Raw genomic sequence first — 14,306 nt, 5'->3', positions numbered from 1 at the left:
GTTAGTTTGCTCTAATTAACTTGTCAGTGCGATGAATTAATTCAGCAAATTTTTCGTTACGGTGGATAACTCCGTGTATATCAATAAGCGCATACGGGTTTAACATAGCTCTACCCGTAGGCTCAAACTTCCTTTGGTTAGTATACGACACTACCTCAGCCAGTGAGGCATCCAGAAACTTAGTCTCATCAACCGAAGCACTACTGTGAGCGCTTTTTCGAGTGACCGATGACTGAGGTATAACCTTTCCTGTGTGCTCAAACAACATGCACATCGAAGGACTGTCAATCGGGTTTACTACACTGTGTTTAGAGCTATGTAGATTAAGAATTAAATCACGCTTCCACTTATCTCTAAATACTTCTTCAATATCTTTTAGCGTTTGTAAGGAGTCACCCCCTCTTAATAAACGAAAGAAGACGTTGTTAATGGTGTAGTAAATATCAAACAACACGTATTTCAGCGTTATAATCTCCTTATTGTACAACCCAGCGTTGTTAGCCTTAAGCATACGCACAGGCATAGTTTCAATGACATTAAACATCAAATCGTACATATCGTTAACGTGTAGACCATGTTTGGCATACTCCTCACGAACAATCACGTCGATATAGGCATCAAGACTATGTAAATGCTCTTCCATACTGGAGAGTAATTGACCGTAATTAGTTACCTCTTCAAAGATTTCCATACCCAGCAGTTTCCTCCACAACCTTTCATCATTGACAAATTCTGGGAGTACCTGATCTGGATAATTATCAACCAAGTGCATATAAGCACCCACTAGAGATTTAACCAGCGGTGTATAATTAGATTTCGGCACTGCAATGGCCGTATCACTTGGCTCATAACGGCGCTTACCAAAGTTAACAGGTTTAATGCGGGTTGATGAACAAATCACCCATTCTTCTTGATCAAGTGTGCGCTCTAATTCAAATACAGTATCAACTTTGACTTCCGTACCTGCCCTAAGAAATACTTCAGTTACACCAAACTTGGCAAACAGATAACAACCAAGAGTGGGTGCCGTAATGCCTCTGCGCTTACTCTTTTTACCACTAGCCTTTTTATTATATATTGCTGAAAAAGCGAGCGAGCTAGTGTTTCTTTGACCATTAGCTAGAAAACTAAAAGGCGCACTTTCAATGGATATACGCGCCTTTAATGGGTGAATAAATAAACCGTTGTGTACTACTGAAAAAGTAGGATCGATCATAGCTGGACTAACGCAAAAATGTGCACCACGAATGGTAATCAACCCACCTTTTCTGGCAAAGGGTAAAAGGCAATATTTTGGTTTTAACTTCTCCACTCTATTGCTACCAGGTTCCGTCCACTCGAAATGGTATTTCATCAAGTAAACGTCCGATCTTGCCCGCTCCATACTTCGACGACCACGTTTCTTTTCTGCCATAACGCGATACATCTCTATTGGCGAGCAACGCTCACAACCCACATACTTCAATCCTTTTGGAAAATAAGCTTCAGAGGCACGCCAGATATCATCTACCATCTTGGCAGCGTATTCCATCTGAGCTACAGCTATCCCATTACCAATCAACGGATTAAATTTAGGTATCCTTTTTTGTACGGCAGATAAAAATTTCTTATTCATTTAGAGACCTTTATTTTATCTCTTTATTTGTTCGCATTAAATATAAGGCCGTATAATAATTTACCTAATCGGAACTTAAAAATTCTTTACCCAATAATACCAAGCTGACAACGCTACTTAATATTAATGGTATATTCTTCAAGGTATCGCTACTGTCTTTACGTCGCATTGAACGACTTTCGTAATAGTACTTATCTTCCATAGCTTGCATTTTACGGTGGTGTTCAAGATCCCTATAGGCTTCTTCACGCTTTTGTTTGTCCCTTTCCAAACGATCCTTTTCTAACTGAAGTGATTTCTCCTGTTCAAGTTTAGCACTATTCAACTCTTGCTTTCTTAACTCAAGCCGTTGTGATTCATCTTTTAACTCACGATCCCTTTGCTCATACACTGAACCCAAAGCTTTAGCCTCATCGTAGCTATTATAGAGTATTATGCCTTTAGCATCAGGGTTATCGGGATCATGATCCCAATATTCACTTCGTACTACATCCAAAGGTCCTTTAGATTCCAGCCCACCTGTTACACCACTATTTAGTACATAAACACCCGTTGTTAAAGTTTCATTAGGGTAGGGTGATACCCGATAGACGTCGCCATTGAAATTAATAAATTTATCATTCACTTTACCCTCATTATCAACCAGATACAAAGAATAAGCAAACTTCTCTGCGGCGTTAACTTCAGAATCGTTTTCAATTAAGTTTCGCTGTACACCTTCACTGCTGTATGGGTGGTGTGGTGTGATATCAGCACTGGCTAGTGAAATCAGTATATCCAAATCAACAATATAACTTACACCACCTCGCTGCTCTACATCCTTTCTGGGTACCCGATGCTCAATGCGCGATCTGAACCCTCTAATGTCAGTGTGAACAAAACTAGCAGAGAAGGATTTTCTGATAGCTTGTTGACGATCGGTCAATTTATCGTTGGTAGGGTCCAAGCGCTTAAGAATGGCTGGTTTGGTATCTTTTGAATGCCAATATTCTTTTTGTATATAAATGCATTCATCCCCTTCACCATTGTATTTAGCTTCTAATTCATACGAAGTGCCGTCACGTAAAGCAATGATAACAGGCACATTGGTGTTATTGATAAGGTTGATTGTGGTCCTTAACTGCGCCTCTTGGTCAATGCTGTAGCAACCCCCTGGAGGAATTGCAGTCACATTACTTGACCAACCATTGATGGACTTTAGTGATTTAAAAATGATCATAAAGTGTTTCCGTCAGTTGTTGCACATCAGTAATATAGGTTTAAAAAAATAATAAGACGGCATAAAAGGGAGGGCCTAGGCCCTCCCTTTAACTGTTACTCAAACCACTTGACTATCGCTTAGGTAGTAACGATTTGTTTAACCTTTTCGTTAATAACTTCAGCGAGTTGATCAACAACAATCACACCCATAATTGGACAACTGTTAACATGCAGGTTACGTGTTTGTACCTGTGACTCAGTCACAGTAGCACCATTGCGTGTGACCTGCACATTAGCAACCAGCTCAGGCATGAAGAAGTTATTACCTAAACTCAGACCATCGCCTTTAGCATTTGGACGCTGGAAGGCCAGGACTATGAGGTTGTGCATACGGGCATCTGGAGTGGTAACCACTTCAAAGTCATCAAAACCAATACTCACAGTACGCTCATCACCAGATTCCCAGATATAGCGATTGAGCACCTGATCAGTACCAATGATCAGCTTAGGGGCTTTCTCAGTACCGCCACTTTCATGATTCAATGCCGCCAGATAGTTAGAGTCACGCAGCATCCGATAAGCAACATCGCGTATGGTGTCAACCAAAATGCTCTGAATATCAGAACGCTTCTCATGGGAGCTGGTGCTGTTAATCTGAGCAGAGAAGTCAATATAACGCTCAAGATAAGTAGGCTTAATCAGGTGACGACCAATACCATCAATGGCAGGAGAAGGTTCACCGGCCTTGGTAGAAATAGCGTGTGCTCTTAAACGCTCAGCGTAGTTCAACAGTGTAGTAACAGAGTTACTACTAGAGCGAGTACGTGAAGCTGCAATCAGAGCTTTAGTATCCACTCCAGCACGTCCACCTGAGATAGGTGCAGGAACACAGATAGGTGAACCCAGTGGGATAGGATAGCGCTCAACAACACTGTTAGTGTCAATAATCATGCCACGAGTACGGTGGTTCAGGTTGCTACGAGTAGCTTCCACATCATAACCAATCACTTCAAAGCTGATATTAGCCAAAGCTGCGACTACTGAAGCATCGGTGATGGCTACTTCGTCACCCGTAGTAGCATCGTAAGCCTTAGCCAGTTTAAAGGCGTTAGCAAAGACTTCAATATTCGCTGTTTCAAGATCCACAGTACCAGACAGGCTGGTGTCAAAGCGATAAGCAAAGGCTTCAGTGCCTGCAAAGGTAGCACCCCATCGAGAGCCAGCTGTATTTCTGGTGTCTGGACCCAGTCTCAGAACATCATTACGGAAGGTCAAAGTCATCTCATGAGAACCACCTTCCAAAGATTTCTGGAAAATAGATCTTGGCAGATCTTTCAACTCAAAAGGCACGACTACAGTTTCTACAGACTGGCCATCATCTTTGGTAACTTTTACATACAGACGCTTAAGACCCACGCGAGGATCAAGGCTATCTGTGGTATCCAGAGTTTGACCACCCAGTACGCCAGGGGCCTGACTGATAGAAAGCAGATCAAGTGATGCACCCACAGCCAAAGGAGCAGTGTTAACTTCAACATCACCAACAGGAACTGCACGTGGATTAACCAGATTCTTATCAACAAAGTAACTGGCGTTGGAGTCATCCGGGTAGTAGTAAGGTACGATGGCTGTGGCATTGTCTTCCAGGATAGTGTGATCTACAGCCGCATCAATCAGGCTAACTTTTTGGAAATCAAAAGCAGCGCCTTTTGCATTACGAGATTGGTCTTTGTGAACGACTGTGCGTGAGACAGAATACTCAGCACCTGGTTGGTCAGGAGTAATTACAACTGTTGGGTAAAAAGCTTCACCAAAGTCATCCTGACGAGAAGCTGCGATGTTATAAACCGCAGAAACGTGAGCATGTTCACGCAATTCACGCTCATCAAAAGCTTCCAGACTGACGTTAGATTCCAGAAAATCAAGGCTGCCATTGGAGCCTGAGATATGTGGGGTAACAACAGTAGCTCCTTCACCACTTACTGTTACGTCAATAGCTTTAGAGTGATACTCGCTAGGAGATCCACTGGCCATCAGGGCAATGGTTCCTGCTTCTTTCTGGTGAGGCAACAGGGACTCATCACACAGATCATGTTCTTCTAGAGAAACGCTAAGTTCACGTTGCACTTCATCAAAATGTGATTGAGCGTCAGCGAACTCTGCATCAGTCAGTGACTCCAGACTGATAACACTGGCCGTCATGGTCTTATTGATAATAGCATCGCCAGAGTTCTTGAGCATAACCTGTAGGTCATCGGCTACATTTTCCAGCTTACTCTTTTTATCAGAGGCGTCCAAAAATCTTGACATTTTTTTGACTTCCTTTGTAAGTAACAGTTTATTTTAGTGGCGTGTCGATTACATAGTAATATAGCAAATTAATCAGATAATCTGCTATATACCATATTACAATTTCAGCCAAGGCCGAAAAGTGGAGATGAAATCACTTCCTCAGTTGTCATAAATTGCTTCATAACATCCAAATGATCCCGTCTCAAATTACCCTTTGACGCAGAGTGTTCACCGCGTACAAAGATTAACCCCATAACATCGGTGTTTATCAGAACCGGTTTTAAACATAAACTAGCCGGTGCATCATTACGGGCTGGGTGCGTTTCACCCTCACACCATAGGTGTAAAATATTGTGTGGATAATTGTCATCACCGCACTGAGTACGAAATTCTAACTCCAACGTATGGGTTTTATCATAATACTTATGTCGGATTGTCTGATCACTTAAAGCAACATTAGTACCACACCCGAACAGGGTAGAAATTAACTTGCGATCAACCCCACTTAAAGCCTGCATTATCTCGTAATTTGAATTAATCATAAAGTAAATTGATAATTCGCGCTGCGATAATATGTTCGAAAGGGACTTAGTATCGGCTAACAGGGAATGAGAATGACCGTTGGCATCCATCCCTGCCCATAACCATTGGGGAACCAAAGTAAATTTCATAACAATTATATCTCCTACGTTTCTGGTTTAGATATGGATAATAAACTTTTATTAATACGAGCAATCACCCTGCTTTTTCGTGAAAGTCAACGAAAAACGCCATCCGAAGACACCATTGATCTAGTAAAAGAGGTTATTGGCTGTGTTGATATACCCAAAGAAACCATGGGTTCTCAGACAGAACGTGAAATACTCGTAGCTCTGGTATCGACCTTAGAGTTACTTATCGAGTCGGGTTTAAAAGAACCTTATGATAAAGATGAATTGCTTCAAAGAATACGAATCAACGTAGGTGCTGAAAGCTTCCTATATAATGCCGTAGAAGATGGTATAGCTAAGGATACCAGTGAAAGCGGCTTGACACGTCGCTGCAATAACCTGCGGGCTGAGTTGAGAAAATCAACAAGAAAAACGCAGGTTAAATCCATACTACAAGAGGCCAGTCGAGCTATTCTTTTTGATGAAAAAAATGTTGATTGGGATGTTTTTGTTAGAAACACTATAGAAAAACTCGATCCTTTTATTAACATTGGCAGCGCATCCGGTCCAGCTTCGAGATTGGATATGGTAAACCTTAATAACCGTGACGAGGTTAAAGCAGTATTTAAAAGCGGTCTTGACTCCTTATGCGGCAATGGTATTATGCGCACCGGATTTCATGGTGTTAATAACATGCTTGATGGTGGCATTCGTCGTGGTGATATGGGGTTGATAGGCGCACTTAGGCACAATTATAAGTCTGGCATGTTACTTGATCTACCAAGGCAGGTGGCAATGTATAATGAACCTTATATGTTCAATGGCGATAAAACACCATTGATTTGGTGTGCCTCTTTGGAAAATGAGTTGCGCATTAATATTATCATTATCTACAACTCACTGACTTATAACACGGGTAAAGAACCCATTGATATGGACAGGCATAAAATTGATATTAATGATTTAGCCAAAAAAGAAAACAAATCAGTGGAAGATCTTCAAAAAGAATTAGAAACTGAAATTGATATGGCAACTCAAGTTATTGATGAACAAACCACAATCAATGGCTATAAATTTATTATGTCCAGATACAATCCATCTGACTTTACTTATCAAGATTTATTTGATGAGATTCGATCTTTTGAAAATCAAGGTTTTGAGATACATATGACCAGCATTGATTATCTACCTATGATGAATCTTAAAGGCTGTACAGGTCTTAATGAATCAGATAGAATACAGAATCTTTATCGTCGGGTAAGAAACTTTATGACTCCCCGCAATATTGCTTGTGTTACAGCACATCAGTTCTCCAGTGATGCCACTAAATTATTGCGTGAAGGTAGAACGGATTTTATTAAGGAGATAGCCGGAAAAAGTTTCTATAAGGGTTGCACCGGGATTGATCAGGAAGTGGATTGGGAAATGGGAATTCACATTGAAAAACCTGGCGATGGAAAATCCTATCTTACCATGCATCGTGGTAAACACAGAAAGCCCACCCCTACCGATGAAAAGTACCTGTATCAGGTTTACAGTTTTGGTGAGGTTGGTATCCCAGATGACATTAATGGTGCCAGTCAGGCACGTAAAACTGTGGGTGGTAATGTTGAAAGCGAGGGTGGTGGTAGAGCTTGGTTTGACGTATAATTAAATAAATTAACCATTTTCGTGATGCCACGAAAATGGTTAATTTTTAAGTATCGCGATTAACTAAAAGGGTAAGTGTAGAACGAGTAATATGTTTATCATTAACCAATCCTGGCGTCGAGGCACTGGAATAATGATGTGCTTTTATAACGACTCCTTCTAGCCATTCCAAAATTTCCCCACGATGGTAGTAAAAGCGAACAGGCATACCTGGATAAATCAACGTGGGATCAGAATTTTCCCAAACAATATCTATCGTTGAGGCTAATCGAGTGGCCAACGCACTACTCTCACGCTGATGATTAATAGTAATTTGTCTAGGTGAGTAAACAATATTATTGCGACCATCGGGACGTTGATGGCTAATATACTCTACTAGATTATTACTTCGATAAACATTAGTACGATTTTTCGAAGTAGTTGAAAACCGATCAATAATTTTATCTGCTTGTAAATAGCGAATGCCATTACCAAGGTTTAACTGATTGAAATCAGTAGGATCACCTTGAACAACCTCACCCGTTGCCATAACAAACACTTGCTTATCTTTCACTTTAAAGGTTTTGTCAGCACCTGCCATGCGCGTTGGTGGCAAATTGGCAATTCGCAGACCACGGGTCGTTGAAGTAAAACGTAACAAATCACACAAAGGGTAAATATACATAATCCCCCTCTGCAAATAGTAGCCTACACCACTGCTGTAAACGCCATACTCTTCTTGGAGATATAATGGCAAATCAAGTAGCTTAATGTGGGGTGGTACTATAATGGCGTGATATTGGCGGGTATTATTAGGCGACACCATATCTATCCCGATTACCGTTGTAAACCCCCCTTCATTAACCCTATCACTGGATACGGGTGTTGATACCCCAGAGGCAGCATTCTGTACATCCCCCTTCATAACTGTTTTTAATATATCCCCTACCCGCGCATCACGATAAATACCTGTAACACTGGCCATCCTGAGATCACCAAGACTTTTATCAATCAATTGAAAGGTTCTTTTAAGGGTCGCAGCTTTATCACCCTGTTCTTTGTTAGAAGTAACCAGTGAACCATCGGTTAGCATTAGTGAATCTGTTTCAACAAGCACCGCCTGAAACTGTTGTATATCAGGACGTACACCTTCTATAGACTCCCGATCCAGAGAACCTACGCGCTCACGATATAGGGTTGCCAGAAGATGATTACGATAAGGATAGATTTCATGAATAAAGGTACCCATGGCTATCTCGACTTCAATAAGAGTTTCATCACAGTAGTTATTTTCATAATCACGAATACGCTCTAGTGAAAGAACAATATCAATTCTGTGCAACTTCCCATTAGCAAGTAGGTCCATGTAGTAACGAAAGTGCACCGGAGGATTGCCTGAATTGGCAATCTCCAGTATCTCTTCGTAAATATTACTTTGACTTATTTCCATCGTTTTATTCCAGAACAATTACCTTCAATAGAGGGTATATAGGAGGTGTATTGAATGCCTTCATGCGGCTCATCATCCTCTCTGAACTCTATAGGCGCAGGCCCCGTTAGTGACTGAGTCGACATAAACTCAGCTATACCCATATCAACCTTAGCCTTTTCAGGACGTTTTGGATCATGTCCATTAAGCCTTACCAATGGCGATAAATCGCGCAAAAGCTCGTCAAGCTGCACCAAATCATCCATCGGTGGGTTGGCACTATCACCGATGCGTTGGGTTTTATTTAGCCAATCGTCCATGTGGTCTTTGACTATTTCGTAAATTCTAGGCGCATCATTAACATTAGCCAGTTGTAACACCGCGCCGCGTTTACGATACTCCACCATGTCATTAATGGTGATCAATCGCTGTTGTGGTAATGAGGCCATGAAATAATCCCGATCGACATCACCTGTGGTATAAGAGCCAAAGAACTCAATCTCTTCGTCACTAACCAGATCAATATTGGGAATCAAACAGCGAAAAGGGTAATGAAAAATTTTATAAGCAGCGCTATGCGTTTCTACCAGACTCATTAATCTCTCCTTAACACATATCGAGCCAGTGTTGTCAGTATAGGTAAATAATAAAACTGATCAATGGTTTCCCAATCAGGAAACTGATTAAATAGCTCATTAACCATTTCAATATCAATAGCTTTATTGTGTAACATCTCAAAGGTAAGCCACTCAATTTGTGACATACTTTCGGGTCTGGCCAGATAAAAATTAGCACTAAAGACATAAGCATCAACAATGCCAGCACTATAGTGACTAGGCTTTGCTGTATCCGGGTTTGGCGCGTCACTGACTAACTCTACCAATTCAGGTGCTGATCTGTGAGACTCCTCCTCACAATAAGTTGTTAAATCACGGATATGACAAACTTCTTTTAAACCAGAATAAGCAATGCCGCCCATTACAGGTATAGTTGGAAACTCGCCAACACTCACCCAACGAATCTGTGGATGAATAATATCGATGTGATCCCAACGCATGGCAACCAGTAAATCCCACAGGGTAGGGTAGCTCATATGACCATTACCTTCAACATTTTTACGTTGTGGTAATTTAATATCCAAGAGTCGTTCAGCCTCAAGAGTATTGAGCATGTAATTAACAATAAACGGATCATGTGCTTTAATTTTATCCGGCACTACTATGGTCCGATATTGTTTATCGTAAAAAACCCTTAGCCACCACCGACTCCACTGTGTTATATCGGCTTCTAATTCGGTGTGCTGCTGATGGGTCTCAGGGCGTAAATAGGGATTTTGACCCCGACCTAAATATGACTTATCAAATATCAGAGTTTTAACAACCTTTTCATTCAACTCATCAAGTTTATCACTATCAGCATACTGATACAAACGATAACTAATTTCATAAGCCGAAGCTTTTAAAATAGTTTTACGACTTACCTGTGTTACTAAAAACAGAGCTTGACGACCATCGCCAACGTGAGCAATAAAGATATCATTGAGATTAGGTTTAGTACCTGGATACATAGTCGAGGTACCTTCAACAATAAAATTACCCGTACCCTCTTCTTGGGACTGGGTTAGAGGGGATGTAACTTTAAGTTCAGCCTGTTGAATCTTCTCATATTGCTGGTAAGGGGCATCTGACCAATCGGTAAAAGGCGCTGCTTCATCTTCAGCGCCTAACAGTTGACGATGATAATCTACCGTCCACGATGAGCCCTCCATGTACACCAATAATGAAGACATCTCAGTGTATTGACTATTAATAACAGCGCTGTCTACAGGCTCTTCTTTAGGAGTTACAGGACTTGGCACTATAGGCTCAATTTCTTTTTTCTTAGTGGGGTTGCCAATAATCATGTTAAGATCCTCAATGGGCTGTCACAGTAAAGATACCTACGTGTAAACGACTCACTTCAATACCATTGCTATATTGACGATTGGTTGTTCTTATTCTGGCAATGGCTTCAAAAAACTCTCTGCGATTCATGCGCCCGTTACTGCCAATAGGTGGATGATTATCCAAAGTAAAAAGATCAGGGGCTAATGCGATTAACAACATCTTAGCTACTTCACCTTGATCCAATAAACGAGTAATGGCTTGATCGGATAAAAGTGAAAGATCATTAACTAGTGAAATTCTAATATGATGTCTACGTCTTGGGTCCATGGGATTTTGTGTAGTTACTTTACCCTGGGCATCCATAGTTAACTCAACTTCATCCAACCAATGCTCATCAATGTAAAGCTGCACATGCACTGGGTGTTGCTTATCCTGAGTAACCTTCTCTGGATACTCAAGAATATAATCAAGTAACACTGGATGGAAGGTATAGTCGCCAAGATTAGTTATATCAAAAACTTCAGTGGGATTATCAGTATCTACACCTATCATTGCCGTCAGTGCTGTACTGGTAGCTAAAGGTACTCGCTCGGGTAACCAATCATCAAAGCAGGGTAGGGTGATATGCTTAAAGGGAGGGAAGTTACCAGCGTCATCCATGTAATCTAAAGTTTCTCTAACATGATCAAGATAATATCTGGTCTTAGAACCCAAGCCATTAACTAAAGGCGCATTATGATCACAATCAAGACGAAACTTATCACCCACTAATTGATTGTGTACCATCATCGGATAAGTCATGCTAATAGAGCTGATCTTATCAAACATAATCGTGTAAGTAAAGCTGACTTCCCAATTCTCCCCATTACCGCCCTTATTAAGCTCAGGTCCAAGCGTCCAATCAAAGACTCCGGTAATACCAATCTGTGTTTCATTTTTAACCATCACCTCAGACTGTCCGGCTAAATCAGCTACTAAACCCACTCTGGGGTGAAAACGAGATTTTAAATATTCTTTAAGACTTTCATTATAAGGCGAGACTGTCTCACGCAGACTATGTAAGTGGTGCAATACCACTAAATATTCTTGAGGAATAACATAATGGTAGTTCACTTTGTGCAGCATAACGCCATGACCCATAATAACCTTACGACGCATTCTATCACGCCACTGCTCCACTTCATGTCTTGTAGGCGCTTTAAAGCTCACAGAGAAGGTTAACTGAGTTTCACTATAGATAGGCTCAATATTAATTGCCAGTGTGTCATCGCAGAATATGAACGGCTGAGAGCGACTCCTGATAGAGGAGTTGTAAATGCCCTCTTCCAAATACTGCTCAGTGACTTCTATTTTTAAATGCCGCTCATTATCAAAGCGAATCCCTTCATCATTGGTCAGTGCTGAGCCAGACTGAATAGGTCCAGAGTTAGCCCCTGGAAAGATAACAGGAATATCTTTTTCAATCCCTGTCTGTTTAAGCATGTCATCAACGACTTGGAGGGCAACAGGGCGAATAATAGTTTGGTAAGTTTGGGAACAATCAACGGTTAATTTAGGCATAACCCGACCCTCTGGTAAGTTCTATAACATGCGGCATAAAGGGGAGGGCATAGCCCTCCCCTTATTAAGTCAGGCTTTGCTATTCAGTTTAGCTAGGTTGTAATAAAGGAACATCGGGAAAATACGTTTTAAAATTCCCTTCAACAAATCTATCAACACGCAGCTATCTACCAAGACATTGTTATTCGCCATCTTCATCGATTAAATGTTCCCACTGCTCGGTCGACATTAAGGTTTTATATTTACCCGCCATTTGATAGAAGGGGTTAGCTCCCTTAACCTCAGTATTCTTTATCAAAGTAATACGTGGGTCTTCACCACTATGATCAGTGGTTTTTAAAAGGTTGGCGCTTGGCTCTTTTGATGATAACACCACAAGTTTACCATCGACTACATCAATAGCCACGGCATTGTTGCCAATGCGCTTTATTGCCTCTTCAGTAAACTCAACTCTCGGTTCAGACATTAGACACTACCTCAGTACTGGACAGTTTAAAGTATACCAGAGTAATGTAATTTTAAATAAATAAATACCTTAACGTGAACACTAGATTATACAATATTCAGCATAAAGGGGAGGGCAATGCCCTCCCCAATATTCACTCACCTAAGCTTACTTAAACTTAGACAGAGATTTGTTAGCTGCAACCAAAGCGGCACGACAAGCGGCCATGGCAGTAGCTTGAATGGCACCGTGTGGCTGGGTAGCCCAACGAGACCAAGCATTGGCATAACCAGCAGCAACACGCCAGCTGGTAGTTTGATCAGAAGTCAGATCATCCGCTTTGGAAACCGCTTTACTGGCTTTGCTAGCAGCGCTGTCAAGCTTGTCACGAGCTTTTTCCAGATCCTTTATACCCTTACCACCGGTAAAGCCTTCAATGGCATCGCAGATAGCAAGAATTTCATCAGCCATCTCAATGCAATCAGCTGGCATGAGAATATCAATCTCACCATCTTCCAGAGCATCTTTAGACTTAACGGAGCTTGACATAATATCAATTCTCCAGGACTGATAAGCACGACCTCTGTATTGTTCACTGATACGCGCTTTGTCATTTGCGTCAGTAGCAGCTGCTAGATTAGATGCAAAGTCTTTAGATTTATCAGGGAAATGCATGAAAATAGATTTGTTACCCAATAGATCAAGACGCATTGGATTAACAGCATCTTTCATGCGGGGATCTTTTTTAGCGGATTCTTTGACCAGCTTTTCAAGACCAGCTGTTTGAGAACCCATACCTACAATAGTATCGTTAATTTTCTTCAAGCTGGCAACGTCGCTTTCAGCTTCATAATCACCTATAGCTGAAGCTATATCCATGCCAATTTTACCAAGACCTTTGGTGTAAGTGTCCAGCATGTCATTACACAGAGAACCGATGTTGGCCAGACCTTCTTTAATATCTTTAGGACTGGTTTTCAGTTTGTAATTAACAGACAGCACATTAGCTTCAGAGCCCAGAGTGATTTTGTTCTCATCAGTGTGACCGCTGGCTTTGTCTTCAGCTTTAGCTTTCAGTTTTTGGGCCGCTCTGCGCAGAGAAGGAACCGCACCAAACATGCGATAGAAGAAATCTTTTACTTTCTTCCACAGCTTTTTCACCATATCACGAATAGATTCGTAAATGCTGACAGCAATCTCTTTGATGCCTTCAGTGGAGATAGTCGCATCGTCGTGCGACTCAAGCGAAGGTACCATCTCAGCGGGCTTAATGCCAGTACCAGCCAGAGCAAGCTCAGCAGCGCTTTCAACCAGTGCTTTGTGGGCAATGGTAGGCTCATCAATAGCATCGCAGACTTCAGCCAGACCTTCCAGGGCTGGAGCTACGTCTTCCATACGCTTGAGTTCTTCGGAGATAGTAACAATTTCGGAATACTCTTCCATTGCTACTGTCATGTTAAAATCAACTTCTTCAGTTGACAGTTGTGCAGCTTCTACATGCACATTGCTGTTGCCCAGCAGGGCATTACGCATCAGGCTCATTGCAAAACCTCTTAGGGTTATTAAATTTGAAGGTTCTTCACATAATGGGGAGTGCTCC

Annotated in this window: 11 protein-coding genes; 1 reads left to right on the top strand and 10 read right to left on the bottom strand. The window is 41.4% G+C overall.

The window, feature by feature from the left end; all coding sequences use genetic code 11:
• Window position 1: 1 nt before the first annotated feature.
• From KDK19_RS20460 to KDK19_RS20445, 4 genes are all read right to left on the bottom strand, one after another.
• A complete protein-coding gene (locus KDK19_RS20460) occupies window positions 2-1,615 on the bottom strand; it encodes a hypothetical protein (RefSeq protein WP_257292814.1) in 1,614 nt (537 codons plus the stop codon).
• 64 nt (window positions 1,616-1,679) lie between these two features.
• Complete coding sequence (locus KDK19_RS20455) at window positions 1,680-2,834, bottom strand: hypothetical protein (RefSeq protein WP_257292813.1); 1,155 nt, start codon at window positions 2,832-2,834, stop codon at window positions 1,680-1,682.
• A gap of 119 nt (window positions 2,835-2,953) precedes the next feature.
• On the bottom strand, window positions 2,954-5,125 hold the full coding sequence (locus KDK19_RS20450) for a hypothetical protein (protein WP_257292812.1): 2,172 nt from the start codon (window positions 5,123-5,125) through the stop codon (window positions 2,954-2,956).
• Between the two features lie 104 nt (window positions 5,126-5,229).
• Window positions 5,230-5,778 carry a hypothetical protein gene (locus KDK19_RS20445; protein ID WP_257292811.1) on the bottom strand — a complete coding sequence of 183 codons (549 nt, stop codon included), beginning with the start codon at window positions 5,776-5,778 and terminating at the stop codon, window positions 5,230-5,232.
• Window positions 5,779-5,811: 33 nt separating this feature from the next.
• Here KDK19_RS20445 and KDK19_RS20440 point away from each other — a divergent pair, with 33 nt between their 5' ends.
• Window positions 5,812-7,407 carry a DnaB family ATPase gene (locus tag KDK19_RS20440; protein ID WP_257292810.1) on the top strand — a complete coding sequence of 532 codons (1,596 nt, stop codon included), beginning with the start codon at window positions 5,812-5,814 and terminating at the stop codon, window positions 7,405-7,407.
• Window positions 7,408-7,453: 46 nt separating this feature from the next.
• On the opposite strand, the gene KDK19_RS20435 is transcribed toward KDK19_RS20440, so the two are convergent.
• From KDK19_RS20435 to KDK19_RS20410, 6 genes are all read right to left on the bottom strand, one after another.
• On the bottom strand, window positions 7,454-8,836 hold the full coding sequence (locus tag KDK19_RS20435; protein ID WP_257292809.1) for a hypothetical protein: 1,383 nt from the start codon (window positions 8,834-8,836) through the stop codon (window positions 7,454-7,456).
• Entirely contained in the window at window positions 8,827-9,411 is a 585-nt protein-coding gene (locus KDK19_RS20430; protein ID WP_257292808.1) for a hypothetical protein, read from the bottom strand. Before KDK19_RS20430 ends, KDK19_RS20435 begins: the two co-directional genes overlap by 10 nt.
• Window positions 9,411-10,718, bottom strand: coding sequence for a hypothetical protein (locus KDK19_RS20425; RefSeq protein ID WP_257292807.1), 1,308 nt, complete (start codon window positions 10,716-10,718; stop codon window positions 9,411-9,413). Before KDK19_RS20425 ends, KDK19_RS20430 begins: the two co-directional genes overlap by 1 nt.
• Before the next feature lie 10 nt (window positions 10,719-10,728).
• The gene (locus tag KDK19_RS20420) at window positions 10,729-12,261 is read right to left on the bottom strand and encodes a hypothetical protein (protein ID WP_257292806.1); all 1,533 of its coding nucleotides are present in this window, start codon (window positions 12,259-12,261) and stop codon (window positions 10,729-10,731) included.
• 181 nt (window positions 12,262-12,442) lie between these two features.
• A complete protein-coding gene (locus KDK19_RS20415) occupies window positions 12,443-12,727 on the bottom strand; it encodes a hypothetical protein (protein ID WP_257292805.1) in 285 nt (94 codons plus the stop codon).
• Window positions 12,728-12,874: 147 nt separating this feature from the next.
• Window positions 12,875-14,248, bottom strand: coding sequence for a hypothetical protein (locus KDK19_RS20410; protein ID WP_257292804.1), 1,374 nt, complete (start codon window positions 14,246-14,248; stop codon window positions 12,875-12,877).
• Between the last annotated feature and the right edge of the window lie 58 nt (window positions 14,249-14,306).

This window comes from Endozoicomonas sp. ONNA1 (genome assembly GCF_024606325.1).
Taxonomy (GTDB): Bacteria; Pseudomonadota; Gammaproteobacteria; order Pseudomonadales; family Endozoicomonadaceae; genus Endozoicomonas_A.
The sequence above is the reverse complement of the archived record's forward strand: the minus strand, read 5'-3'. Positions and strand labels throughout refer to the sequence as shown.

Coding starts and splice junctions, on each gene's coding strand:
- KDK19_RS20425 (WP_257292807.1), bottom strand. CDS start 10,718: ATGATTATTGGCAACCCCACTAAGAAAAAAGAAATTGAGCCTATAGTG.
- KDK19_RS20415 (WP_257292805.1), bottom strand. CDS start 12,727: ATGTCTGAACCGAGAGTTGAGTTTACTGAAGAGGCAATAAAGCGCATT.
- KDK19_RS20435 (WP_257292809.1), bottom strand. CDS start 8,836: ATGGAAATAAGTCAAAGTAATATTTACGAAGAGATACTGGAGATTGCC.
- KDK19_RS20455 (WP_257292813.1), bottom strand. CDS start 2,834: ATGATCATTTTTAAATCACTAAAGTCCATCAATGGTTGGTCAAGTAAT.
- KDK19_RS20420 (WP_257292806.1), bottom strand. CDS start 12,261: ATGCCTAAATTAACCGTTGATTGTTCCCAAACTTACCAAACTATTATT.
- KDK19_RS20460 (WP_257292814.1), bottom strand. CDS start 1,615: ATGAATAAGAAATTTTTATCTGCCGTACAAAAAAGGATACCTAAATTT.
- KDK19_RS20410 (WP_257292804.1), bottom strand. CDS start 14,248: ATGAGCCTGATGCGTAATGCCCTGCTGGGCAACAGCAATGTGCATGTA.
- KDK19_RS20450 (WP_257292812.1), bottom strand. CDS start 5,125: ATGTCAAGATTTTTGGACGCCTCTGATAAAAAGAGTAAGCTGGAAAAT.
- KDK19_RS20445 (WP_257292811.1), bottom strand. CDS start 5,778: ATGAAATTTACTTTGGTTCCCCAATGGTTATGGGCAGGGATGGATGCC.
- KDK19_RS20440 (WP_257292810.1), top strand. CDS start 5,812: ATGGATAATAAACTTTTATTAATACGAGCAATCACCCTGCTTTTTCGT.
- KDK19_RS20430 (WP_257292808.1), bottom strand. CDS start 9,411: ATGAGTCTGGTAGAAACGCATAGCGCTGCTTATAAAATTTTTCATTAC.